Below are 22,194 nucleotides of genomic sequence, written 5' to 3'. Positions count from 1 at the left end.
CTCTTGCCCCTATCTCTCCGAACGGCCCGCCGCTCGGGCTGAGCTTGTCGAAGCCCTCTCGACTTGACGCACCATGACCGATAAAACCCAGAACCCCGACACCCACATCAACATGATGGACACCCCCTTCCCCATGCGCGGCGATCTGCCCAAGCGCGAGCCGGGCTGGGTGAGTGAGTGGAACGACGGCGGTCTGTACAAAAAACTGCGTGCTGCCCGGCAAGGCGCTCCGCTGTTCGTGCTGCACGATGGCCCACCGTATGCCAACGGCAAACTGCACATCGGCCACGCCCTCAACAAAGTGCTCAAAGACATGATCGTCAAGTCCAAGCAACTGGCGGGCTTTGACGCGCAATACATCCCCGGCTGGGACTGCCACGGTCTGCCGATTGAAAACGCCATCGAAAAACTGCACGGCCGCAAGCTCTCTAGAGACGACATGCAGGCCAAAAGCCGCGCCTTTGCCACCGAGCAAATCGGCCAGCAACGCGAAGACTTCAAGCGCCTGGGCGTGCTGGGCGACTGGGAGCGTCCTTACCGCACCATGGACTTCGCCAACGAAGCCGGCGAGATCCGCGCCTTCAAACGCGTGATCGAACGCGGCTTTGTGTACCGGGGCCTCAAGCCCGTTTACTGGTGCTTTGACTGCGGCTCTTCGCTGGCCGAGTTCGAGATCGAATACCAAGACAAGCAAAGCGACACGCTGGATGTGGCCTTTGAAACCGATGACGCAACCCAACTGGCTGCGGCATTTGGCCTGTCTGCTTTGCCCAACACCCCCGTGGGCCCCACCGGCTTTGCTGTGATCTGGACCACCACCGCCTGGACCATCCCCGCCAACCAGGCCCTGAACGCCCACCCTGAGCTGACCTATGCCTTGGTGCAAACGGACAAGGGCTGCCTGGTGCTGGCCGAGTCGCTGGTGGACAAATGCCTGGAACGCTTTGGCCTGCAAGGCGGCACGGTGCTGGCCACCGCCAAAGGCACGGCGCTGGGCGGCCTGAACTTCCGACACCCGCTGCATGACGTGGACGCGGGCTACAAGCGCCTGTCGCCCGTGTACCTGGCCGAATACGTCAGCGACAGCGACGGCACGGGCCTCGTGCATTCCTCGCCCGCTTACGGCGTGGACGACTTCAACTCCTGCATCGCCAACGGCCTGAAGTACGACGACATCCTGAACCCTGTCCAAGGCAACGGCACCTATGCCGAAGACTTTCCGCTGTTTGGCGGTCTGCACATCTGGAAAGCCATTCCTGTCGTGCTGGACGCGCTGCGTGGCGCAGGCCGCTTGTTGTCCACCGTGACCATCACCCACAGCTACCCCCACTGCTGGCGTCACAAAACACCCGTCATCTACCGTGCCGCTGCCCAGTGGTTTGTGCGCATGGACGAAGGCGTTGGCGTGTTCACCCAAGACAAGGCGCCCAAGACCCTGCGCCAGCTGGCACTCGACGCCATCGAGCAGACCCAGTTCTATCCAGAAAACGGCAAAACCCGCCTGCGCGACATGATCGCCAACCGCCCGGACTGGTGCATCTCGCGCCAGCGCTCATGGGGTGTGCCCGTGCCCTTCTTTTTGCACAAAGACAGCGGCGAGCTGCACCCGCGCACCATGGCCATCTTGGACCAAGCTGCGGACATTGTTGAAAAAGGCGGCATCGAAGCCTGGAGCCGCGTGACGGTGGAAGAAATTTTGGGCGCAGCCGATGCGCCCAGCTACACCAAGAGCACCGACATTCTGGAAGTCTGGTTTGACTCCGGCTCCACTTTCCAGCATGTGCTGCGCGGCAGCCACAAAGACGCTTACGGTGTGCCGCCTTTCCACAACTCACCCGACCATTCAAGCCCCGAGGCGGATTTGTACCTGGAAGGCCACGACCAGCACCGCGGCTGGTTCCACAGCTCGCTGCTGCTGGGTTGCGCGCTGTACGACCGCGCGCCCTACCGGGGACTGCTGACCCACGGCTTTGCCACCGACGGCCAAGGCCGCAAGATGAGCAAGAGCTTGGGCAACACCGTGGAGCCACAAACCATCACCTCCAAGATGGGCGCTGAAATCGTGCGCCTGTGGGTGGCCTCCACCGACTACTCGGGCGACCTCAACATCGACGACAAGATTTTGGCTCGCGTGGTGGACAGTTACCGCCGCATCCGCAACACGCTGCGCTTTTTGCTGGCCAATGTGAGCGACTTCGACCCGGCGACCGACACGGTGCCCGACGAGCAACTGCTCGAGATCGACCGCTTTGCCCTGGCCCGCGCCGCCCAGCTGCAGGCCGACATCCGCGCCCACTTTGATGCGTACGAGTTCCACCCTGTGGTCTCCAAGCTGCAAATCTATTGCTCGGAAGACCTGGGCGCGTTTTACCTGGACGTGCTCAAAGACCGCCTGTACACCACAGCGCCCAAGAGCCTGGCCCGCCGCAGCGCGCAAACCGCGCTCTACCGCATCACCCATGGCATGCTGCGCTGGATGGCGCCTTTCCTGTCGTTCACGGCCGAAGAGGCGTGGAAGACTTTCGGCACCTCCGAATCCATCTTCTTGGAAACCTTCACCGACTTCGGGCGGGCCGATGCCCAACTGCTTGCCAAGTGGGCCCGCATCCGCGACATCCGCGATCTGGTGAACAAGGACATCGAAAACCTGCGTACCGCAGGCCAGGTGGGTGCCTCTTTGCAGGCCGAGATCGCGCTGACCGCGGGCGCCGACGACCATGCGCTGTTGACCAGCCTGGGCGCGGACATCAAGTTCGTGTTCATCACCTCCAAAGTGACTTTGCTGGCGGGCGAAACTCTGGCGGTGCAAGTGAGCGCCAGCCAGGCCACCAAATGCGAACGCTGCTGGCACTACGCGGACGACGTGGGCCACGATGCTGCCCACCCCACGATTTGCGGGCGCTGCGTGAGCAACCTGCACGGCGCGGGCGAAAGCCGCCTCGTCGCCTGAACGCCTCAAAAAAAGAGAAGGCAAACCCATGGCCAGCAACAAAAAAATCGGCAAAAGCCACGCCAGCAAAAGCCAGGGCATGGCGCTTTGGCTGGGGATTGCCCTCTTGGTGATGCTGGTAGACCAGTTCACCAAAGTACTGGTGCTGGGGGCTTTCCAGTTGGGCGACAGCACGCCCATCACCTCGTTTTTCAACCTGGTGCGGGTGCACAACCACGGTGCCGCCTTCTCGTTTTTGGCCGGTGCCGGCGGTTGGCAGCGTTGGTTTTTCACCGGCATCGGTGTTTTTGCGGCCATCTTCATGGTCTGGATGCTGCGCTCGCACGCGGGCCAAAAACTCTTCAGCCTGGCCATCTCGCTCATCTTGGGTGGCGCCATCGGCAACGTGATCGACCGCCTGCTGCACGGCTACGTGGTCGACTTTCTGGACTTTTACTGGGGTGCCTGGCACTTCCCGGCCTTCAACGTGGCCGATGCCGGCATCAGTGTGGGCGCGGCCTTGCTGATCCTGGACGAAATCTTGCGTGTGCGGCGCGGGCGCTGAGCCGAACCCACAAAACTGCCAACTCGGTTAAGCTCCACCTCCTGATTGAAAAACACGGAGATCCCCATGCCCGGATTGCTGCCCCACATCGACCCCGATGGCCTGCTTGAGTTTTCGGTGGTCTACACCGACCGCGCCCTGAACCACATGTCCAAGCGCTTTGGCGGCGTGATGACCGACATCTCGCGCATGCTCAAAACCGTTTACGGCGCCCACTCGGTCGCGCTGGTGCCCGGCAGCGGCACCTTCGGCATGGAGTCGGTGGCACGCCAGTTCGCCACCGACCAGCACGTGATGGTGATCCGCAACGGCTGGTTCAGCTTCCGTTGGACACAGATTTTTGACATGGGCCAGATCCCCAAGAGCCACAGCGTGCTCAAGGCGCGCCGCATCGCCGAAGGCGCGCAAGCGGCCTGGGCACCGGCCCCGATCGCCGAAGTGACCGCCGCCATTGCGGCAGAAAAACCCGCCTTGGTGTTCGCCCCGCACGTCGAGACAGCCGCCGGCATGATCCTGCCCGACGATTACCTCAAGGCCGTGGCCGATGCGGTGCATGCCGTGGGCGGCTTGCTGGTGTTGGACTGCATCGCCTCTGGTGCGATGTGGGTGGACATGAAAGCCACGGGCGTTGACATCTTGATCAGCGCGCCGCAAAAAGGCTGGAGCAGCTCGCCTTGCTGCGCCATGGTCATGATGAGCGAGCGTGCCCGGCAAGCGATTGACAGCACCACCAGCACCACCTTTGCGATGGACCTCAAAAAGTGGTTGCAAGTCATGGAAACCTACGAAAGTGGTGCCCACATGTACCACACCACCTTGCCCACCGATGCGCTGCTGCGCCTGCAAGAAGCCATGCTGGAAACCGAAGCCTACGGCTTTGCCAAGGTGCGCGAAGAACAAATGGCCTTGGGTCGCCAAGTGCGCTCTTTGCTTCTGGAGCACGGCTTCCCCAGCGTGGCGGCTCCCGGATTTGAAGCGCCAGGCGTGGTGGTGAGCTACACCACCGACCCGGACATCCAGAGCAGCAAGAAGTTTCTGGCACTGGGCCTGCAAACCGCTGCAGGCGTGCCGCTTCAGTGTGACGAACCGGCTGACTTCCGCACTTTCCGCATGGGCCTGTTCGGCTTGGACAAGTGGCACCAAGTGCCCCGCACCCTGCAGATCTTGCGCGGTGCGCTCGAAACCATCGCCCCCAAGGCCAAGCTGGCAGCCTGACCCCGAACCCACGAAAAAAAAACCGCTGACCCTCCCAGGTCAGCGGTTTTTTCGTTTCGGCCAGGGTGGCCGTGCGTTCGGTGCCGAAGCACCCACGCCGCTTTACAAAGTGATGATGGTGCAACCCGTGGTCTTGCGGGATTCCAGCGCTTTGTGCGCTTCCTGAATCTGCGCGAGGGGGAAGGTCTGCTCAATGTGGATCTTCACACGGCCGCTGATGACGGCGTCGAACAACTCATCGGCCATGGCTTGGGTGTTTTCGCGCGTGGTGATGTGGTTGAACAAGGTTTGACGCGTGACATAGATCGAGCCCTTGTTGCCCAGGATGCCCGGCGCAAAAGGGGCGACCGCGCCTGATGCATTGCCAAAACTGGCCATCAAGCCAAAAGGTGCCAGGCAATCGAGCGATTTGTCCCAGGTGTCTTTGCCCACCGAGTCGTACACCACTTTCACACCCGCGCCACCCGTGATCTCTTTGACCTTGGCCTGAAAGTCTTCGGTCGAATAGTTGATGCAAAACTCCGCGCCATTGGCTTTGGCCAAAGCGCACTTGGCGTCACTGCCGGCCGTGCCGATCAGGCGCAGGCCCAGAGACTTGGCCCACTGGCAAGCGATCAAGCCCACACCACCTGCCGCCGCGTGGAACAGCACAAAGTCACCGGCTTTCAAACCGCCCTGGGGCTGGGTGCGCTTGAGCAGGTATTGCGCTGTCAAACCCTTGAGCATCATGGCCGCACCGGTCTCGAACGAGATCGCATCGGGCAACTTGCACACGCACTTGGCGGGCATCACACGCACTTCGCAGTAGCTGCCAGGCGGCTGGCTGGCGTAGGCAGCGCGGTCACCGACTTTCAGGTGCGTGACACCCTCGCCCACGGCTTCGACCACGCCCGAGGCTTCCATGCCCAGCTTGAGCGGCATGGGCAGCTGGTACAGACCGCTGCGCTGGTACACGTCGATGAAGTTCAGGCCAATCGCCTTGTGACGGATACGGATCTCACCGGGGCCGGGTTCACCCACCGTGACATCGACCAGTTTCATGACATCGGGACCGCCGTGTTGGTCGATCTGGACTTGAAGGCTCATGGAATTCTCCTGAATGATTGAAAGCAAACGATGCGTGACTTTGCCACGAATCACGTCCCTGTGTTCGGGGTGGGGACAGGTCGGCGACAGCGGGAAAACCCGAATGCCGATACAGTGCCGCATGTCCCAAAAACTCTCACCCGGCACCGCCCTGATGCTGACCGTGCCCCCGCTGCTGTGGGCTGGCAATGCGGTCATTGGCCGCATGGTCAATACCCTGGTGCCCCCGATCACGCTCAATCTCTTGCGCTGGGCCGTGGCCTTTGTGATCCTGTTGCCCCTGGCAGCCTGGGTTTTGCGCCGCGGCAGTGGCCTGTGGTCACACTGGCGGCGTTTTGCGCTGCTCAGTTTGCTGGGCGTGGGCTGCTACAACGCTCTGCAATACCTGGCCCTGCAAACATCCACGCCGCTGAACGTGACCCTGGTGGCCGCCAGCGGTCCGGTGTGGATGCTGGCCATTGGGGCGCTGTTCTTTCAGGCACCGGTTCGCCGCGCCCAGGTCTACGGCGCAGCGCTGTCCATTTTGGGTGTGCTGGTGGTGCTGTCGAGGGGCGACTGGGCGCAGCTCATGGCGGTGCGTTTGGTGGCGGGTGATTTGTTCATCCTGCTGGCCACGGCCTGCTGGTCTTGGTACAGCTGGCTGCTCAGCCGCAGGGACGAGCCCGAAGCCATCCGCAACGACTGGGCCGCATTTTTGCTGGCCCAAGTGGTGTTTGGCCTGGTTTGGTCGGGCCTGTTTGCAGGGATGGAATGGGGCCTGACCGATGCCCACATCACCTGGGGCTGGCCGCTGGTCAGTGCGCTGGCTTTTGTCTCTATAGGACCGGCCGTGCTGGCCTACCGCTGCTGGGGCCTGGGCATCCAGCAAGCGGGGCCTGCGGTGGCGGGCTTTTTTGCCAACCTCACCCCCCTGTTCGCCGCCATCTTCTCAGCCGCCTTTTTGGGCGAGTTGCCGCAACTGTTTCACGCGCTGGCATTCGCGCTGATCATTGGCGGGATTTGGGTGTCATCGCGCAGGTGACTTAAGCCCAGTCAGAAGGTCCCGGCGTAAGAGCCGCCATCGGCCAACACGTTCTGACCCGTCATGTAGGCCGCATGCTGGCTGCACAGGAAAGCGCAGATCGCACCGAATTCTTGCGGGTTGCCGTAGCGGCCGGCAGGGATTTGGGCTTGTTGGATCACGCGCAACTCCTCCACTGTCTTGCCGACTTTTTGAGCCATGGCGGGCAAGGTCGAGCGGATGCGGTCGGTGTCGAATTTACCGGGCAGCAGGTTGTTGATGGTCACGCCTTTGGCCGCGATGGCGCTGCGCGAAGCGCCGGCCACAAAACCCGTGAGGCCGCTGCGGGCACCGTTCGACAAGCCCAGCACGTCGATGGGCGCTTTGACGGCGCTGGAGGTGATGTTGACGATGCGGCCAAAGCCGCGTGCGGCCATGCGGTCGACGGTGGCTTTGATGAGTTCAATCGGTGTGAGCATGTTGCCGTCGATGGCTTTGAGCCAGGCCTCACGGTCCCAATCGCGGAAGTCGCCTGGGGGCGGGCCACCGGCGTTGGTGACCACGATGTCGTAGTCTTTGCCCGGGCCACCGGCCACGTTCCAGATGGCCTCGCGTCCGGCTTCGGTGGTGATGTCCACCGCCACACCGATCAACTGGACTTGGCCGCCCGTCTCGGCGCGCAAGTCATCCACGGCTTTGGTCAGGACATCTGCGCCACGCGCCACCATGACCACATTGACGCCCTCGAGCGCCAGTGCCCGTGCGCAACCCCAGCCCAAGCCTTTGCTTGCGCCACCCACCAAAGCCCATTTGCCTGCAATGCCCAAGTCCATGTCAATCTCCTGAAGTTGATGTTGTGCGGCCCGCTGGCCGTGTGACCCAAAACACACCGCTCAGGACCAAGGCGGTCCCGGCAATGATCCAGATGTTAAATGGTTCGTCCAGCAGCCACACACCCATCAGCAGAGTGGACATGGGGCCAATCATGCCGGTTTGGGCCGTGAGCCCCGGACCGATGCGCTCAATCGCCATCATGACCAAAAGCACCGGCAGCACAGTGCAGGCCATGGCGTTCAACAAAGACAGCCACAGCACCGGGTCGGGCACCTGTGCACTGGCGATGGGCCTGAGCACAACAAACTGGAGAATGCAGAAAAAGCACGCCACGGTGGTGGCCAGGCCTGCCAAGCGCAAAGCACCCAAGCGCTGCACCATCTGACCGCTGTAGGTCAGATAAAGGGCGTAAGTCACGGCACTCAGAAAAACCAAAAAAGCCCCCAGCGCAGCATGCGATCCAGCCAAGGTCACCTCGTGTCCGAACACCAGCAGCACGCCGGCATAACTGATGGCCATGGCCACGCCTTGACGGTGCGTGATGCGCTTTTTGAACAGGACCCAACCCAACACCAGGACCAAGGTGGGGTTGAGGTAAAGGATCAATCGCTCCAGCGAAGCGCTGATGTACTCCAGCCCCCAAAAGTCCAGAAAACTCGACAAGTAGTAACCACAAAAGCCCAGGCCCACCACGCCCAGCACATCACGCCGGGTCAAGGCCGCTTTGCCACGCCCGGCCCACCAAGCCATGAGCACAAACCCAGGCAGCGCAAACAGCATGCGGTACATGATCAGCGTGACCGCATCCACGCCATAGCGGTAGGCCAGCTTGACGATGATGGCCTTGCCGCTGAACGCGATGGAGCCAGCCATTGCCAGCACAAGTCCCGTGCTCAGTTGCTGCGCTGCGCTCACCACCTTCAAAAGCCCACCGCCTGCCCATCGCGACGCGGGTCGCTGGCGGCCTGATAGCCCTGCACCGCCGGGTCGCCCATGCGCCAAATGAACTGGCCTGCACCAAAGTCCTGGTAAGAATCGTTGATGATGTCGAGCTGGTGACCGCGTGTCGTCAACTCTTGCACGGTGGTGCCATTCATCGCGGCCTCGACGTTGATGTTCAGGCCGGTGTTGAAACGCCAGCGCGGTGCGTCGCAGGCCGCTTGCGGGTTCTGGCCGTAGTCGAGCATGCGCACCAGGGTTTGCATATGGCCTTGGGGCTGCATATTGCCCCCCATCACGCCGTAGCTCATGACCGGCTGGCCGTCTTTGGTCAGGAATGCCGGGATGATGGTCTGGAAGGGGCGCTTGCCGGGCATTACCAAATTGGCGGGGTTTTGTCCCTGCAAATCGGTGCTGAAACCATGGCCCCGGTTTTGCAGGCTGATGCCGTAAGTGGGCTCGACCACGCCCGAACCAAAGCCCATGAAATTGCTCTGGATGAAACTGATCATCATGCCGTTTTCATCGGCGGCCGTGAGGTAAATGGTGCCGCCCTTGACCGGGTTGCCCGCTTTGAAGTCTTGCGCCTTTTTCATGTCGATCAGCTTGGCGCGGCTGGCCAGATAGGCCGGGTCGAGCATTTGCTCGGGCGGCAGCTCCATGAAGCGCGGGTCGGCCACGTAGCGGTACACATCGGCAAAAGCCAGCTTCATGGCCTCGATTTGCAAGTGCTGCGAGTCGGCGCTGTCCACCTTGTGGCCGGCCAGATCAAAGTTGGACAAGATACCTAAGGCGATCAGCGCGGCGATGCCCTGCCCGTTGGGCGGGATCTCGTGCAGGGTGTAGCCCCGGTAGTCTTGCGCCATGGGTTTGACCCACTCTGGCTTGAAATCGGCCAGGTCTTTGGCGGTGATGCTGCCGCCGTTGTCTTTGGCAAAACGCTCAATGGCTTCGGCAATCTCGCCGCCATACAGCGCCTGGCCTTTGGTGGAAGCTATGGCTTTGAGGCCCCGCGCCGCATTCTTGAACTGGAACAGCTCGCCCACCTGCGGCGCTCGGCCCCAGGGCAAAAAGCTTTGCGCAAAACCCGGTTGCGACTGCAACTCGGGCGTGGCCGCGGCCCACTTTTGCTGCACCACCACCGGAATCAAATAACCGCGCTCGGCCACCTCGATGGCGGGCTCCAGCAAGTCGGCAAAAGGCAGCTTGCCAAACCGGTCACTCAAAGCCACCCATCCAGCCACCGCACCGGGCACGGTGACCGAATCAAAGCCGCGCTTGGGCGGTGTTTTGGTCTCGGCACCGTATTTGCGGTGAAAGTAATCGGGCGTCCAAGTGGCGGGGGCCGGGCCGGACGCGTTGAGGCCGTGCAGCGCTTTGCCGTCCCAAAGGATGGCAAATGCATCCGAGCCCAAACCGCAGCTGACCGGCTCGGTCAGGGTGATGACTGCGGCCGCAGCGATGGCCGCATCGACCGCGTTGCCGCCCTTGAGCATCATGCGCAGGCCAGCCTGTGCGGCCAAGGGGTGCGAGGTCGACACCACATTGCGCGCAAACAGCGGCAAGCGGGTGCTGTTGTAGGGGAACTGGTAATCGAAATTCATGTCAATCCAAAGTGATCTTGCGCTCGGTGATGATCTTTTTCCACTTGGCCGACTCTTTGGCCAGCATGGTGGTGAACTGAGCGGGTGTGCCGCCCACGGGCTCAATGCCCAAGCGTTGCAGCTTGTCGATGACCTCCGGGTCTTGCAGCACTTGGTTGGCCGCTGTGTTCACGCGGCTGACCACTTCAGGTGGCAAACCTTTGGGGCCAAACAGGCCAAACCAGGTGTTGGACTCATAACCCGGCAAAACATCGGCAATGGGTTGTACGCCGGGCGCCAAGGCGGTGGGTTTGAGGGTGGTCACGCCCAAAGCACGCAAACGGCCGTCGCGCACATGGGGCAAGCCGGTGGGCAGGCTGTCAAACAAGACATCGACTTTGCCACTGACCAAATCGGGAATGGCCAAGGCGGTGCCCTTGTAGGGGATGTGCACCACGAACAAATTGGCCTGGGCCTTGAACAACTCCGCCGACAACTGCACGATGGTGCCGTTGCCACTCGAGGCGTAGTTCAGACGGCCGGGGTTCTTTTGGGCGTAATCGATCCACTCCTTGACGGTCTTGGCCGGGGAGCTGTTGGGCACCAGCATGATGCTGGGCGCATTGCCCACTTGGCTGATGGGGGTGAAGTCTTTCACCGCGTCATAGGGCATGCGCGGGTTCAGGTTGGGGCCAATCGAGTGTGTGCTCGAGGTGGACAGGAGCAAGGTGTAGCCATCGGGACTGGCCTTGGCGGCCAGGTCAGAGCCCAAAGTGCCGCCGGCACCGGGACGGTTTTCAACCACCAAGGTGGTGCCCATTTTTTCGCTGAGCTTTTGCGACAGCGTGCGGGCAAACAGGTCGGTCGCGCCACCGGCTGGGAAGGGCACGATCAAACGCACAGGCTTGGACGGGTAATTTTGGGCTTGCGCACCGCCCCAAGCGAACGCCAAAGCCGCTGCAGCGCAAAGAGTGCGCAGCCAATTTTTTCTTTCCATGAAAGCTCTCCTCTGAAGGCCCAATTGCCCAACCATAATCGTGCGATTTTCTCAGACGTCGCGCAGCGGCGCTGCGCTCAAGTGACATGCCCACGATGCTTGTGCGCGATGGGCAGGGCATCAAAGACAACGGCCTCCGAGGAGGCCGTTGTCAAAAGTCAGATCAAGGAAGAACTTCAATCCTCGACGAAAGCCTCTTCGCGTTTGGACTTGATGGACGGCAAGGTCACGATGACCAGCAGCAACACAGCCGCCGCCAACAAACCCGCCGACAAGGGACGTGTGACGAAAACGCTCCAGTCACCACGCGACAACAACATGGCACGGCGCAGGTTTTCTTCCATCATCGGGCCCAAGATGAAACCCAGCAGCAAGGGCGCAGGCTCCATGCCGAGTTTGATGAAGCCGTAGCCAATCACACCGAACATGGCCACCATCCAGATGTCCCAGGTGTTGTTGTTGGTCGAGTACACGCCAATCGCGCAGAACAAGACAATGGCTGGGAACAACCAGCGGTAAGGCACCGACAGCAACTTGATCCAGATGCCGATCAAGGGCAGGTTCAAGATGATCAGCATGGCGTTGCCGATCCACATCGAAGCGATCAGACCCCAGAACAATTCGGGGTTGCTGGTCATGACCTGAGGCCCCGGCTGGATGTTGTGGATGGTCATCGCACCCACCATCAAGGCCATCACGGCGTTGGGCGGAATGCCCAGGGTCAGCAAGGGGATGAAGGAAGTCTGCGAGGCCGAGTTGTTGGCCGACTCGGGGGAAGCCACACCACGGATGTTGCCCTGGCCGAAAGGCACTTCGCCAGGACGGAGCTTGGTTTTCTTCTCGATGGTGTAGGCCGCAAAAGCCGCCAGCAGTGCACCACCGCCGGGCAAGATGCCCAAGGCTGAACCCAAAGCGGTGCCGCGCAACACGGCAGGCACCATGTTTTTGAAGTCTTCGGCGTTGGGCATCAGGCCGGTCACTTTGGCGGTGAAGACTTCGCGGTCTTCCTCTGGCTTGGACAGGTTGGAGATGATCTCGCCATAGCCAAACACGCCCATGGCGATCACGATGAAGCCCACGCCATCGGTCAATTCAGGGATGTCGAAGCTGAAACGGGCCACACCCGAGTTCACGTCGGTGCCGATGAGGCCCATCAGCAAACCCAGAACAATCATGCCCACGGCCTTGATCAGAGAGCCCGAAGCCAGCACCACAGCACCGATCAGGCCCAACACCATGAGCGAGAAATACTCGGCAGGACCGAACTTAAAGGCCACCTCTGTCAGGGGTGCTGCAAAAGCTGCCAAGATCAGAGTGCCGACGCAGCCGGCAAAAAATGAACCCAAACCGGCTGCTGCCAAAGCCGGGCCGGCCCGGCCTTTGCGCGCCATCTGGTAGCCGTCGATCATGGTCACGACCGATGAGGCCTCCCCGGGCAGGTTGACCAAAATCGCGGTGGTCGAGCCACCGTATTGCGCACCGTAATAAATGCCGGCCAGCATGATCAGCGCAGCCACAGGCGGCAGAGCATAGGTAGCGGGCAACAGCATCGCGATAGTAGCCACAGGGCCCACACCGGGCAAGACACCGATCAAAGTGCCCAGCAAACAGCCAATGAACGCGTAAATCAGGTTTTGAAAGGTGAAAGCCACCCCAAAACCAAGGGCGAGGTTGTCAAACAGTTCCATGAATTATTTCTCCTCAACCGGTGATGAATGTGGGCCAGACCGGGAACTGCAATTTGAGCAGCATCACGAAAGCACCATAGCTGCCGATGGACAGGACCGTGGCGAGGGTTAAAACCTCCTTGAGTTTGAAGGTGTCCCCTGCCAGGCTGACCACCAAGGTGGTGCCAAAAATCGCCACGATCAAACCCATGGCCGGCACGCCCAAGCTGGGCAGACCCCCCAGCAAAATGCCGAACAACACGTTACCGGCAATGATGAAGAACAAAGGCTTCCAAGCCCAGGAGCCGATCTTGTCGCCGTCCTGTGTCTCCACCGTCAAGGCTTTGAACATGACGAAGGCCCCAATCAGGGCCAGCAAGACGCCCAAGAGCAGCGGGAAGTAGCCCGGCCCCATGCGGGCACCCGTGCCCACGCTGTAGTTGGTGGCTCCATACGCGAAGGCCGAGCCTGCAACGGTGTAGAACAAACCGGAAAAAAAGTCTTTTTGACTCTTGATGTTCACGAGATATCTCCTCTGCTTTGAGTTGGGCCCATTCTGCGCGAACATACCCACAAGCTGGATGTGGGTTACACCTATGCGGGTAGACATTCAACCTCATGGTTTACCCTTGCTTTTAACCCTCCACCCCTCCACGCAGCAGGCGCGCACTCATGGGGTGATGGGCTTGAACACCTTGAGCCACTTGGAGGCGGGCAGTCCCCATTGGTCTTCGATGGCGCTGGCCGCTTGCAGCAGCGCATTCCTGGAGGGCCGGCTGGCGGTGCGCTGTGCCAGCACGATGGCATTGCCCTCGCGCGTGGGCTTGAAGGCCCAAACAGCGTCTTCGCCAAAAGCCGCGCAAATTTTCTCCACACTTTCGGCGTAACTCGAGGATCGGCCAAACAGGTTCACCGTCATGCACCCTTGTGGGCTGAGCAATTCGCGGCAATGGCGGTAAAAGTCGGGCGTGTCCAGCACTGGGGCGGCCGCTTCTTCGTCGTAGAGGTCCACCTGCAGCGCGTCCACGGTGCCGCGCCATTCGTCCTTCTGAATTTCCAAAGACGCATCGGCCAACACCACGCGCAAGCGCTCGTCGTCCGGTGGCAGGCGAAACCAGCCCCGGCATGCGTGCAAAACGCCAGGGTTGAGCTCCACGGCGGTGCAGGTCATCTTGAGTTTTTTGTAGCAAAACTTGGTGATGGTGCCGGCACCCAGGCCCAGCTGCATGGCATGCGCCCCCTTGACTTCCGAGAGCGGGAAAAACAACAACCAACCAAACATGCGCTGCACATATTCCAGCTCGATGTCAAAGGGCCGGTCCAAAAACATGGAGCCCTGAATCCACTCGGTGCCCAGGTGCAGGTAACGGATCTCGCCGTCTTCGGAAAAATTGACTTCGGGCAGTTCGACAGGGGGAGCAGAGGATTTTTTTCGGGTCATGGGGCGTGATGGTACAGAGCAGAGAGCTTGGGCAACACATGGCAGGCATTGGCGCTGGAGGCGGTGGCCAGATCGGTGAGCGGCAGTTGGCGCAAGCCTGCGAGCACTTGGGCGATGCGGGGCAACTCTGCCGGGCTGTTGCGGCCTTGGGCGGCGCCCTGCGCGCGCTGCTCGGCGGTTTGGTAGAGCCATTGCGGCGGGATGTCGGGGGCATCGGTTTCCAGCACGATGGCGCTCAAGGGCAGCTCGCAAGCCAGGCGGCGCAACTGCAAAGAGCGCTCGTAGGTCAAGGTGCCCCCAAAGCCCAGCGCGAAACCCATGTCCACAAAGGCCTGCGCCTGTTGGGTGCTGCCGTTGAAAGCGTGCGCAATGCCGGACGCCACCGGGCACTGGCGCAAACCCTTGAGCAAGAGGTCGGCCGAGCGGCGCACATGCAACAACACGGGCAGGCCGTGCTCTTGGGCCAGCTTCAGTTGCGCGGTGTAAAAAAACCATTGGCGCTCGCGCATGTCCGGCGTGCACAGTTCGGGCACAAAAAAGTCCAGCCCAATCTCGCCCACGGCCACGAGGCGCGGGTCATCGCGGCGCTCGATCAATGCATGCTCCAGCGCCAGCAGGTCGGCTTCTTGCGCCTGCGGCACATACAGCGGGTGGATGCCCAGGGCGTAGGCGTCCGCATGCCGCTTGGCCAACTGCGCCACATCGGCCCAATGCGCTCGGTGCACCGCCGGGATCACACAAAGCGCCACACCCGCCTGGCGGGCCGCTTGCCGCACCGCATCGCGGTCGGCATCAAACTCGGCCGCGTCGAGGTGGCAATGGGTGTCGATCCACATACCGCGGTGTGGGCTCAGAGTGGCGCTTGCAGCACACCCTTGACCAAGTGCAGCTGTCGATCACAACGGGCGGCCAGCGCCTGGTCGTGGGTGACCACCACAAAGGCGGTGCCGCGCTCGCGCGCCAGTTGGAGCATGAGCGCGAACACGCCGTCCGCCGTTTCGCGGTCCAGGTTGCCGGTGGGCTCGTCGGCCAACACGCAGGCCGGGTCGTTGACCAAGGCACGGGCCAGGGCCACACGCTGGCGCTCGCCACCCGACAATTCAGAGGGCCTGTGGTGCAATCGCTCGCCCAGGCCCACGCGCTGCAGCCACACAGTGGCCACAGCAGCGGCTTCGGCGCGGTCTTGACGCCGAATCCACAGGGGCATGGCCACGTTGTCGAGCGCGCTGAACTCGGGCAGCAAATGGTGGAACTGGTAGACAAATCCCAGATAACGGTTGCGCCACTGGCCTTGCTCGGCCGCGCTCAGGGCCGAGAGCAACTGGCCCTTGAGCTGCACCTTGCCTTGGGTCGGGGCATCGAGGCCGCCGAGCAAATGCAGCAAGGTGCTTTTGCCCGAGCCCGAAGCGCCCACGATGGCCAACGTCTGGCCCGCCTGCACGTCCAGGTCCACGCCTTGCAGCACGGTCACATCCAATCGGCCTTCGGTGAAACGCTTGGTCAGGCCCTGGGCCTGGAGCACCAGCGGGTTTTTCATGTCATTCATAGCGCAGCGCCTCCGCCGGATTGACCTGGCTGGCACGCCAGCTGGGGTAGAGCGTGGCCACAAAAGCCAACACCAGGGAGATGATGGCCACAGGCAGGATGTCCCTGGCCAAGGGCTCGCTGGGCATGCGGCTGATCAGGTAAATGTCGCGCGGCAAAAAGCTGGCGTTGAACAGCGTCTCCAAGGCGGGCACGATCACGTCGATGTTGAAGGCCACCAGCAGACCCAGCGCCAAACCACTGACCGTGCCGATCACGCCCACCGTGGCGCCTTGCACCACAAAAATACCCATGATGCTGCGCGGGCTGGCCCCCAGCGTGCGCAAGATCGCAATGTCGGCGCGTTTGTCGGTCACCGTCATGACCAGCGTGCTGACCAAATTGAAAGCCGCCACCGCCACGATGAGCGTGAGGATGATGAACATCATGCGTTTTTCGACCTGCACAGCGGCAAACCAGGTTTTGTTCTGCTGGGTCCAGTCGCGCACGAAAAAGCTTGGCCCCAAGTCCAGTTGCAAGTCGCGCGCGACTTCTCGTGCTTGGTGCAAATCGCGCAGCTTCAAGCGCACGCCACTCGGGCCCTCCAGCCGGAACATGCGGGCGGCGTCCTCGACCTGCATCAGTGCCAGCGCCGAGTCGTATTCGTAATGGCCCGACGAGAAGGTGCCCACCACGCCCATTTGCTTCATGCGCGGCACAACACCCGCAGGGGTGACCTGGCCAGACGGCGACACCAGGGTCACCGGGTCGCCGCTTTGCAAGCCCAGGTTGTTGGCCAAATCGCGCCCCAGCACCAAGCTGAACTCGCCAGGCTTCAGGCGCTGCAGCACTCCGGCTTGGGTGTCGCTGGACAAATCACTGACCTCGGGCTCGAGCGCCGGATCGATGCCACGCACCAGCACGCCCTTCATGTCCTCGCCTCTGGCCAGCAAGGCCTGTGCGGTGATGAAGGGTGCCGCGCCCAGCACCTGCGGGTGCGCCTTCAGGCGGGCCAGCAAGGCGGGCAAGTCGGCCACGGCCGCGCCATCGGCGGCATAAACCTCGATGTGCGACACCACCCCCAGCATGCGGTCGCGCACTTCTTTTTGGAAGCCGTTCATCACGCTCAGCACGATGATGAGCGCCGCCACCCCCAGACCAATGCCCATCATGGACACCCCAGAAATGAAGGAAATGAAACCGTTTCGCCGGGTGGCGCGGCCTGCGCGCGTGTAGCGCCAGCCCAGCACCAGCTCATAGGGGATGTTTTTGAAAAAAGCCATAGGCCTCTATTGTGACGAATGGACCCGACGGCCCCGCCAGGGGGCCGCCGCAACGGCCCGCCTCAGCGGCTGGCTTTGTCCAGCGCCTGGTCGATGTCCCACAAGATGTCGTCCAGATTTTCCAGGCCCACAGAAATACGCACCATGTCGGGCGGCACGCCGGCCGCCAGTTGCTGGGCCTCGTCGAGTTGGCGGTGCGTGGTGCTGGCCGGGTGGCTGATCAGGGTGCGGGTGTCGCCAATGTTGACCAGGTGGCTCATGAACTGGGCCGACTCGATGAAGGTCACGCCTTGCGCCAGCCCGCCTTTCACACCAAAAGCCAACAGGCCTGAGGCGCCGCGCATCTGGCGTTGCATCAGGGCGTGCTGTGGGTGGTCGGGCAAGCCGGGATAGTTCACCCAGGCCACACGCGGGTCGGCCTGCAAGAACTTCGCCACGCCCAAAGCGTTGTCACAGTGTTTTTGCATGCGCAAGGGCAGTGTTTCCACACCTTGCAGGATTTGCCAGGCGCTCATGGGGCTGAGCGCTGCGCCAAACACGCGCAGGCTTTCCATGCGGCAGCGCATGGCAAAACCAAAGTCACCAAAGGTCTCGTAAAACTTGACGCCGTGGTAGCCCTGCGAGGGCTCGGTCATGCCGGGGAACTTGCCGTTGTCCCAAGGGAATTTCCCCCCTTCGACCACCACGCCGCCCAGCGTGGTGCCGTGGCCGGCCAGGTATTTGGTGGCCGAATGCACCACGATGTCAGCCCCCAGCGCCAGCGGGTTGCACAACATCGGGCTGGGCACGGTGTTGTCGATGATGAGCGGAACGCCATGCGCATGGGCCACTTCGGCCACGGCCGCAATGTCCAGCACCACCATGCTGGGGTTGCCCAGGCTTTCGGCATACACCGCCCGGGTGTTGGGGCGCATGGCGGCGGCAAAGGCCTCGGGCTTTGTCGCGTCCACAAAGGTGGTCTCGATGCCGAACTTGGCCAGGCTCACGGCCAGCAGGGTGACCGAGCCACCGTACAAAGCCCCTGCCGCCACCACATGGTCGCCCGACTGCAAGATGGTCATCAGCGCCATCGTCTCGGCCGCCATGCCCGAGGCACTGGCCACCGCGGCGCGCCCGCCTTCGAGCGCGGCCACGCGCTCTTCCAGCACAGCCACGGTGGGGTTGCTCAGGCGCGAATAGACATTGCCAAAGGTTTGCAAGTTGAAGAGCGATGCCGCGTGCTCTGCGCTGTCAAACACAAAGCTGCTGGTCTGGTAAATCGGCAGGGCGCGGGCCCCCGTGGCCGCATCGGGAATCTGTCCGGCGTGGATGGCCAGGGTCTCAGGGTGAAATTGGCGGTCGGTCATGGCAGTCGGTATGAAAAGTCGGTTCAAAAATGGCAAGGGCCCATGGTGTCGGCCCTCACACCAGCCGCCGCGCCGAGATGATGCCGGTGTTCACGCCCACCCAGTTCAGGCCTCCAAACAAGCGGGCGTGTTCGATCTTGACGCAGCGGTTGCTCACCGAATCCAGCCCCGCCTGCAGGGCCAGCGCTTGGGCTGGCGCGTTGGCCACCCCCAACTGTTGCCACAGGCACCGCGCGCCGATCTGCACGGCTTGCTCGGCGATCGGCAGCACATCTTCGCTGCGGCGAAACACATCGACCATGTCGACCGGGAAAGGGATGTCGCCCAAACTGGCGTAGCAAGTCTCGCCCAACACTTGGCTGCCCGCATAGCGGGGATTGACCGGCACGATCCTGAAGCCGTGCGTCTGCATATACTTGGCCGCAAAGTAACTGGGGCGGTGCCATTCGGCAGACAAGCCCACCACGGCGATGGTGTGGCAACTTTGGAGGATGCGCCGCAGCGCGTGCAAATCGTTGTTCATGAGGTCAGTCTTTCTTGGCTCAATACTTCACATGGCCGCTGCGTTTCATCTGCCCTGAGGCCCAGGTGGCCATGAGCGACAGAGCGCCGCACACCGCCATCACACCCAGATAATGCCCGCTCCAGTCAAACGCCGCTCCGGCCAGCACGGGCCCCAGCAAATTGCCCAGGGCCGCGCCGCTGTAGAGCGTGCCCACCACACTGGCCACCGACCGGCCACCAAAGTAATCCATGCAAATGGCGGGCAAGAGCGACACGATGCTGCCATAACTGAGCCCAAACCACAGGGCAAACACCAGCAGCAGCCCCTGCCCCCCGGCCAGCCCCCACAGCGCATACGACGCGCCCATGGACAGCTGCATCAGCACCAGCGTCTGCGCCCGGCCGAGCCGGTCGGCCAGCAGGCCAATGGCAAAGCGCCCAATCAGACTGCCCACACCGATCAAGCCCACCAAGCCGACCGCAAAGGCCTCGCCCAGGCCCAAATCTCGGGCCGAAGCTGACACGTGCGCAAACGGGATGAACATCACCGGTGAGGCCAGCACGGTGGCCAGGTACAGCCAGCGAAAACTTGGGCTGTGCAGGGTTTCGCGCAAAGTCAGACCCGTGGCGGAACCGCCCGCCCCCGGCGACTGAGCTGCCGGCGCGCGCCGCAGCAAACCCGCTGCCAGCAAGCCCAGCACCAGCACCCCCAAGGCCAGCCACTGCATGGCTTGGCGCCACGGCATGGGACCAATCGCCATGGCCACCAGCACAGGCACCAGCAAGGTGCCCGCCCCCACGCCCGAGCTGGCCAAGCCCCCGGCCAGCCCCCGGCGGGTGGTGAACCAAGGCTGCACGCTGGCAATCGATGGGGTGTAGACCAAGGCAATGCCCAATCCCACCAGCAAACCATAGCTCAGATACACCGCCAGCAAGGACGTGGCCCAGCTGGTGGCCAGCAAACCCGAGGCGATCAGCACCATGCCGGCCGAGCACACCTTGCGCGGGCCAAAGCGGTCGGCCAAGACGCCGCCGCCTGCGCCCAACACAAAATAAACAAAGCCCGACAGGCCAAAAATCCAGGACACATCGGCCCGCTGCGCAGAAAACTCGGCCGCAAACGACTCAAAGAACGCTGCAAACGAATACGACACCCCAAAGATCACGGCCAGGCACACAAAGGTGGCCCACACCACCACCCAGGCATACGGGGTCTCTTTCATCGGGTCTCCGGTTTTTTTGAGTTGGCTGTCATTGTGCCTTTGAAGCCCTGGCCCTGGCCGGTTGGGATGACAGGCCCATCGCGACCAGGTGCCTCTGCCACAAAACCCCGCATGCCCTCTTGAGTCTGCGGATTCAAATCCAGCCTGCACCTGGTCCACTGGGTTTACCCATAATGGGCCTTCCTTGGCCCCAAAGGTGACCCGATGAACGCCTCAGAACGTGACCAGTTGCAGCAATTTTTGAGCGCTTTGCGCCAGACCCGAGCCGACCCGAAAGACACCACGGCAGACCAGCTGATCCGTGAAGCGGTCAGTGCCCAAGCCGATGCCGCTTATTTGCTGGTGCAGCGGGCCATGGGTTTGGGTTTGGCGCTGGAGGCGGCCCAATCCCGTATCCAGCAATTGGAGACGCAATGCATGCAGCAGTTGGCGCAATTGGCCGAACTCCAAAAAAACCAGGCCGCCCCAGTGCCTGCACCGGCCACCCAGGGGTCTTGGATGACAGGTGCGCAGGGCTGGGGCCGGGGTGCGGAAACAGCCGCACCGACCATGCCAAGCCCTACAGCCCCTTTCGCCACCCGCGCACCCACGGTCGCACGCCCAGCGGCCATGCCCGCCCAAGCCGCACCCACCAGCGCTTGGGGCGGCGGCATGATGACCCAAATGGCGACCACCGCGGCAGGCGTGGTGGCGGGGGGCTTGTTGTTTCAGGGCATGCAAAGCCTCATGGGGCAGTCCAAGTCCTCGCCCGAGTCCAACGCCGCATCCTCTTTGGGCCACGCCGCAGAGGAAGACTTACCCGGTCTGGTGTCGCCACAGGCTTCAGCTGAAGATGTGGGCGACATTTTTGGGGACGCTGGAGATGACTGGGCTTGACGCTCAGCCCAGTGGCCTTGACCTCCGGCCGTCCAACCCCCACGGACCAAAAACTGTGAATAGAACCCCATCGCCCCCGGCACGCCGCCAAAAGCCTCGAAGACGGGTTGCCCAACTGGATTGACAAAACAAGCGCGCGGTTTGGGCGGTGATCTTCGGCATGAACGCCGCCTGAAGACCCCCCAAGTCCAGCGGTTCAAGGTCATCGGGTGGCCTGCGACAATCAGGCCCCATGCACCTGATCATTCCCTTCGCCGCCAGCCACGCCCTCATCGGCCCCGAGGTTTGGGCCGGTTTGCAGTGGCCCCATTTGCAAGCCCTGCTGCCGCTGATGCAACGCCAGCAGGTGCTCCAAGAACCTGAAACCCCACCGCTGCACCTGCCGCACGAGCGCCTGAAAGCCCAGGCCCTGGGCTGGCCGCTTGACGCCCCCACCCTGCCCTGGGCCGCTTGGCACCTAGCGCTGCAAGGCCAGCACAGCGCAGCCCCCCAAGCCTGGATGACCCCCTGCCACTGGCAGATCGGCATGGACCAAGTGGTGATGGCCGACCCCGCGCATTTGCGCTTGAGCGACGATGAATCGCAGCAATTGCTGCAAGCCATGCAGCCGTTTTTGCAAGAAGACGGCTTGCAGGTGACCTGGCACAGCGCCTTGCGCTGGCACGCCCAAGGGGCGCTGCTGGCCAATCTGCCCACCGCCTCGCTCGACCGGGTGATCGGCCAGAACGTGAAAGACTGGATGCCCCAGCACCCCGCTGCCCGCCCCCTGCAACGCCTGCAAAGCGAGATGCAGATGCTGCTCTACAACCATCCCGTGAACGACGCCCGCGAGGCCCGCAGACAGCACACCGTCAACGCCTTTTGGCTGCATGGCGCAGGCAAGCTGCCTGCCCCCCCACCCGCCGCAGCCCAGCCCTTGACCGTGTCGGACGCCCTGCGGTCCAGCGCCTTGAATGGCGATCTGCAGACTTGGCGACAAGCTTGGCAGCAGCTCGATGCCACGGCCGTGGCCGACTTGTTGCAACACGTCAAGGCCACGGGCCAAGGCACGCTCAGCCTGTGCAGCGAACACACGGCCCACACTTACACGGCCGCGCCAGCGGCCTGGCACCAGCGGATCACCCGACTGTTTCAAAAATCTTCCCCTGCAGCGACACTTCAAGCCCTGCTCACCGCCTGATC

20 protein-coding genes are annotated in these 22,194 nt (G+C 62.3%); 6 read left to right on the top strand and 14 right to left on the bottom strand.

Annotated features, from left to right (window positions below):
* The first annotated feature begins 73 nt into the window (after positions 1-73).
* From ileS to LHAB_RS07880, 3 genes are all read left to right on the top strand, one after another.
* Positions 74-2,950: an isoleucine--tRNA ligase gene (ileS, locus tag LHAB_RS07890; RefSeq protein WP_090045218.1), complete on the top strand. Its 2,877-nt coding sequence runs from the start codon at positions 74-76 to the stop codon at positions 2,948-2,950.
* A 28-nt stretch (positions 2,951-2,978) separates the two neighbouring features.
* A complete protein-coding gene (gene lspA / locus LHAB_RS07885) occupies positions 2,979-3,494 on the top strand; it encodes a signal peptidase II (protein ID WP_090045216.1) in 516 nt (171 codons plus the stop codon).
* A gap of 66 nt (positions 3,495-3,560) precedes the next feature.
* Positions 3,561-4,709 carry an aminotransferase class V-fold PLP-dependent enzyme gene (locus LHAB_RS07880; RefSeq protein WP_090045215.1) on the top strand — a complete coding sequence of 383 codons (1,149 nt, stop codon included), beginning with the start codon at positions 3,561-3,563 and terminating at the stop codon, positions 4,707-4,709.
* A 102-nt stretch (positions 4,710-4,811) separates the two neighbouring features.
* Here LHAB_RS07880 and LHAB_RS07875 read toward each other — a convergent pair whose 3' ends face one another.
* On the bottom strand, positions 4,812-5,795 hold the full coding sequence (locus LHAB_RS07875) for a quinone oxidoreductase family protein (RefSeq protein ID WP_090045213.1): 984 nt from the start codon (positions 5,793-5,795) through the stop codon (positions 4,812-4,814).
* Positions 5,796-5,916: 121 nt separating this feature from the next.
* Between LHAB_RS07875 and LHAB_RS07870 the strand changes: the two genes are divergently transcribed.
* Positions 5,917-6,816, top strand: coding sequence for a DMT family transporter (locus tag LHAB_RS07870; protein ID WP_090045212.1), 900 nt, complete (start codon positions 5,917-5,919; stop codon positions 6,814-6,816).
* Positions 6,817-6,827: 11 nt separating this feature from the next.
* On the opposite strand, the gene LHAB_RS07865 is transcribed toward LHAB_RS07870, so the two are convergent.
* The 13 genes from LHAB_RS07865 to LHAB_RS07805 all read right to left on the bottom strand — a co-directional run bounded on the left by LHAB_RS07865 (position 6,828) and on the right by LHAB_RS07805 (position 20,136).
* Entirely contained in the window at positions 6,828-7,628 is an 801-nt protein-coding gene (locus LHAB_RS07865; protein ID WP_090045210.1) for an SDR family oxidoreductase, read from the bottom strand.
* Between the two features lies 1 nt (position 7,629).
* On the bottom strand, positions 7,630-8,547 hold the full coding sequence (locus tag LHAB_RS07860) for a DMT family transporter (RefSeq protein ID WP_255349694.1): 918 nt from the start codon (positions 8,545-8,547) through the stop codon (positions 7,630-7,632).
* A gap of 2 nt (positions 8,548-8,549) precedes the next feature.
* Positions 8,550-10,172 (bottom strand): gamma-glutamyltransferase family protein, encoded by a 1,623-nt coding sequence (locus tag LHAB_RS07855; protein WP_090045208.1) that lies wholly within the window; start codon positions 10,170-10,172, stop codon positions 8,550-8,552.
* Between the two features lies 1 nt (position 10,173).
* Entirely contained in the window at positions 10,174-11,148 is a 975-nt protein-coding gene (locus LHAB_RS07850) for a Bug family tripartite tricarboxylate transporter substrate binding protein (protein WP_090045207.1), read from the bottom strand.
* Positions 11,149-11,324: 176 nt separating this feature from the next.
* Positions 11,325-12,836: a tripartite tricarboxylate transporter permease gene (locus tag LHAB_RS07845; RefSeq protein ID WP_090045205.1), complete on the bottom strand. Its 1,512-nt coding sequence runs from the start codon at positions 12,834-12,836 to the stop codon at positions 11,325-11,327.
* 13 nt (positions 12,837-12,849) lie between these two features.
* Entirely contained in the window at positions 12,850-13,338 is a 489-nt protein-coding gene (locus tag LHAB_RS07840) for a tripartite tricarboxylate transporter TctB family protein (RefSeq protein WP_090045204.1), read from the bottom strand.
* Between the two features lie 147 nt (positions 13,339-13,485).
* Positions 13,486-14,256, bottom strand: a complete 771-nt coding sequence (locus tag LHAB_RS07835) for a class I SAM-dependent methyltransferase (protein ID WP_090045202.1) — start codon at positions 14,254-14,256, stop codon at positions 13,486-13,488.
* Positions 14,253-15,092 (bottom strand): TatD family hydrolase, encoded by an 840-nt coding sequence (locus tag LHAB_RS07830; RefSeq protein ID WP_090045201.1) that lies wholly within the window; start codon positions 15,090-15,092, stop codon positions 14,253-14,255. Before LHAB_RS07830 ends, LHAB_RS07835 begins: the two co-directional genes overlap by 4 nt.
* Before the next feature lie 14 nt (positions 15,093-15,106).
* Entirely contained in the window at positions 15,107-15,793 is a 687-nt protein-coding gene (lolD, locus tag LHAB_RS07825; protein WP_369814129.1) for a lipoprotein-releasing ABC transporter ATP-binding protein LolD, read from the bottom strand.
* 1 nt (position 15,794) lies between these two features.
* Positions 15,795-17,063 (bottom strand): lipoprotein-releasing ABC transporter permease subunit, encoded by a 1,269-nt coding sequence (locus LHAB_RS07820; protein WP_090045198.1) that lies wholly within the window; start codon positions 17,061-17,063, stop codon positions 15,795-15,797.
* 62 nt (positions 17,064-17,125) lie between these two features.
* Entirely contained in the window at positions 17,126-18,409 is a 1,284-nt protein-coding gene (locus LHAB_RS07815) for an O-acetylhomoserine aminocarboxypropyltransferase/cysteine synthase family protein (protein ID WP_090045196.1), read from the bottom strand.
* Positions 18,410-18,464: 55 nt separating this feature from the next.
* On the bottom strand, positions 18,465-18,932 hold the full coding sequence (locus LHAB_RS07810) for a CoA-binding protein (protein WP_090045195.1): 468 nt from the start codon (positions 18,930-18,932) through the stop codon (positions 18,465-18,467).
* 19 nt (positions 18,933-18,951) lie between these two features.
* Positions 18,952-20,136, bottom strand: a complete 1,185-nt coding sequence (locus LHAB_RS07805; protein ID WP_090045193.1) for an MFS transporter — start codon at positions 20,134-20,136, stop codon at positions 18,952-18,954.
* Between the two features lie 204 nt (positions 20,137-20,340).
* On the opposite strand from LHAB_RS07805, the gene LHAB_RS07800 reads away from it, so the two are divergent.
* On the top strand, positions 20,341-21,012 hold the full coding sequence (locus tag LHAB_RS07800; RefSeq protein WP_090045192.1) for a DUF2076 family protein: 672 nt from the start codon (positions 20,341-20,343) through the stop codon (positions 21,010-21,012).
* 232 nt (positions 21,013-21,244) lie between these two features.
* Positions 21,245-22,192: a hypothetical protein gene (locus tag LHAB_RS07795; RefSeq protein WP_090045190.1), complete on the top strand. Its 948-nt coding sequence runs from the start codon at positions 21,245-21,247 to the stop codon at positions 22,190-22,192.
* Positions 22,193-22,194: the final 2 nt, after the last annotated feature.

The sequence above is a fragment of the Limnohabitans sp. 2KL-27 genome, assembly GCF_001269345.1.
Taxonomy (GTDB): domain Bacteria; phylum Pseudomonadota; class Gammaproteobacteria; order Burkholderiales; family Burkholderiaceae_C; genus Limnohabitans_A.
This window is presented reverse-complemented; position numbering and strand designations above follow the sequence as displayed.

Bases quoted from the DNA above. Each gene is read 5' to 3' on its own strand.
- LHAB_RS07875 (WP_090045213.1), bottom strand. From the start codon at position 5,795: ATGAGCCTTCAAGTCCAGATCGACCAACACGGCGGTCCCGATGTCATG.
- LHAB_RS07850 (WP_090045207.1), bottom strand. From the start codon at position 11,148: ATGGAAAGAAAAAATTGGCTGCGCACTCTTTGCGCTGCAGCGGCTTTG.
- LHAB_RS07805 (WP_090045193.1), bottom strand. From the start codon at position 20,136: ATGAAAGAGACCCCGTATGCCTGGGTGGTGGTGTGGGCCACCTTTGTG.
- lspA (WP_090045216.1), top strand. From the start codon at position 2,979: ATGGCCAGCAACAAAAAAATCGGCAAAAGCCACGCCAGCAAAAGCCAG.
- LHAB_RS07810 (WP_090045195.1), bottom strand. From the start codon at position 18,932: ATGAACAACGATTTGCACGCGCTGCGGCGCATCCTCCAAAGTTGCCAC.
- LHAB_RS07795 (WP_090045190.1), top strand. From the start codon at position 21,245: ATGCACCTGATCATTCCCTTCGCCGCCAGCCACGCCCTCATCGGCCCC.
- LHAB_RS07800 (WP_090045192.1), top strand. From the start codon at position 20,341: ATGAACGCCTCAGAACGTGACCAGTTGCAGCAATTTTTGAGCGCTTTG.
- LHAB_RS07880 (WP_090045215.1), top strand. From the start codon at position 3,561: ATGCCCGGATTGCTGCCCCACATCGACCCCGATGGCCTGCTTGAGTTT.
- LHAB_RS07845 (WP_090045205.1), bottom strand. From the start codon at position 12,836: ATGGAACTGTTTGACAACCTCGCCCTTGGTTTTGGGGTGGCTTTCACC.
- LHAB_RS07815 (WP_090045196.1), bottom strand. From the start codon at position 18,409: ATGACCGACCGCCAATTTCACCCTGAGACCCTGGCCATCCACGCCGGA.
- LHAB_RS07865 (WP_090045210.1), bottom strand. From the start codon at position 7,628: ATGGACTTGGGCATTGCAGGCAAATGGGCTTTGGTGGGTGGCGCAAGC.
- ileS (WP_090045218.1), top strand. From the start codon at position 74: ATGACCGATAAAACCCAGAACCCCGACACCCACATCAACATGATGGAC.
- LHAB_RS07835 (WP_090045202.1), bottom strand. From the start codon at position 14,256: ATGACCCGAAAAAAATCCTCTGCTCCCCCTGTCGAACTGCCCGAAGTC.
- LHAB_RS07830 (WP_090045201.1), bottom strand. From the start codon at position 15,092: ATGTGGATCGACACCCATTGCCACCTCGACGCGGCCGAGTTTGATGCC.
- LHAB_RS07870 (WP_090045212.1), top strand. From the start codon at position 5,917: ATGTCCCAAAAACTCTCACCCGGCACCGCCCTGATGCTGACCGTGCCC.
- LHAB_RS07820 (WP_090045198.1), bottom strand. From the start codon at position 17,063: ATGGCTTTTTTCAAAAACATCCCCTATGAGCTGGTGCTGGGCTGGCGC.
- LHAB_RS07855 (WP_090045208.1), bottom strand. From the start codon at position 10,172: ATGAATTTCGATTACCAGTTCCCCTACAACAGCACCCGCTTGCCGCTG.
- lolD (WP_369814129.1), bottom strand. From the start codon at position 15,793: ATGAAAAACCCGCTGGTGCTCCAGGCCCAGGGCCTGACCAAGCGTTTC.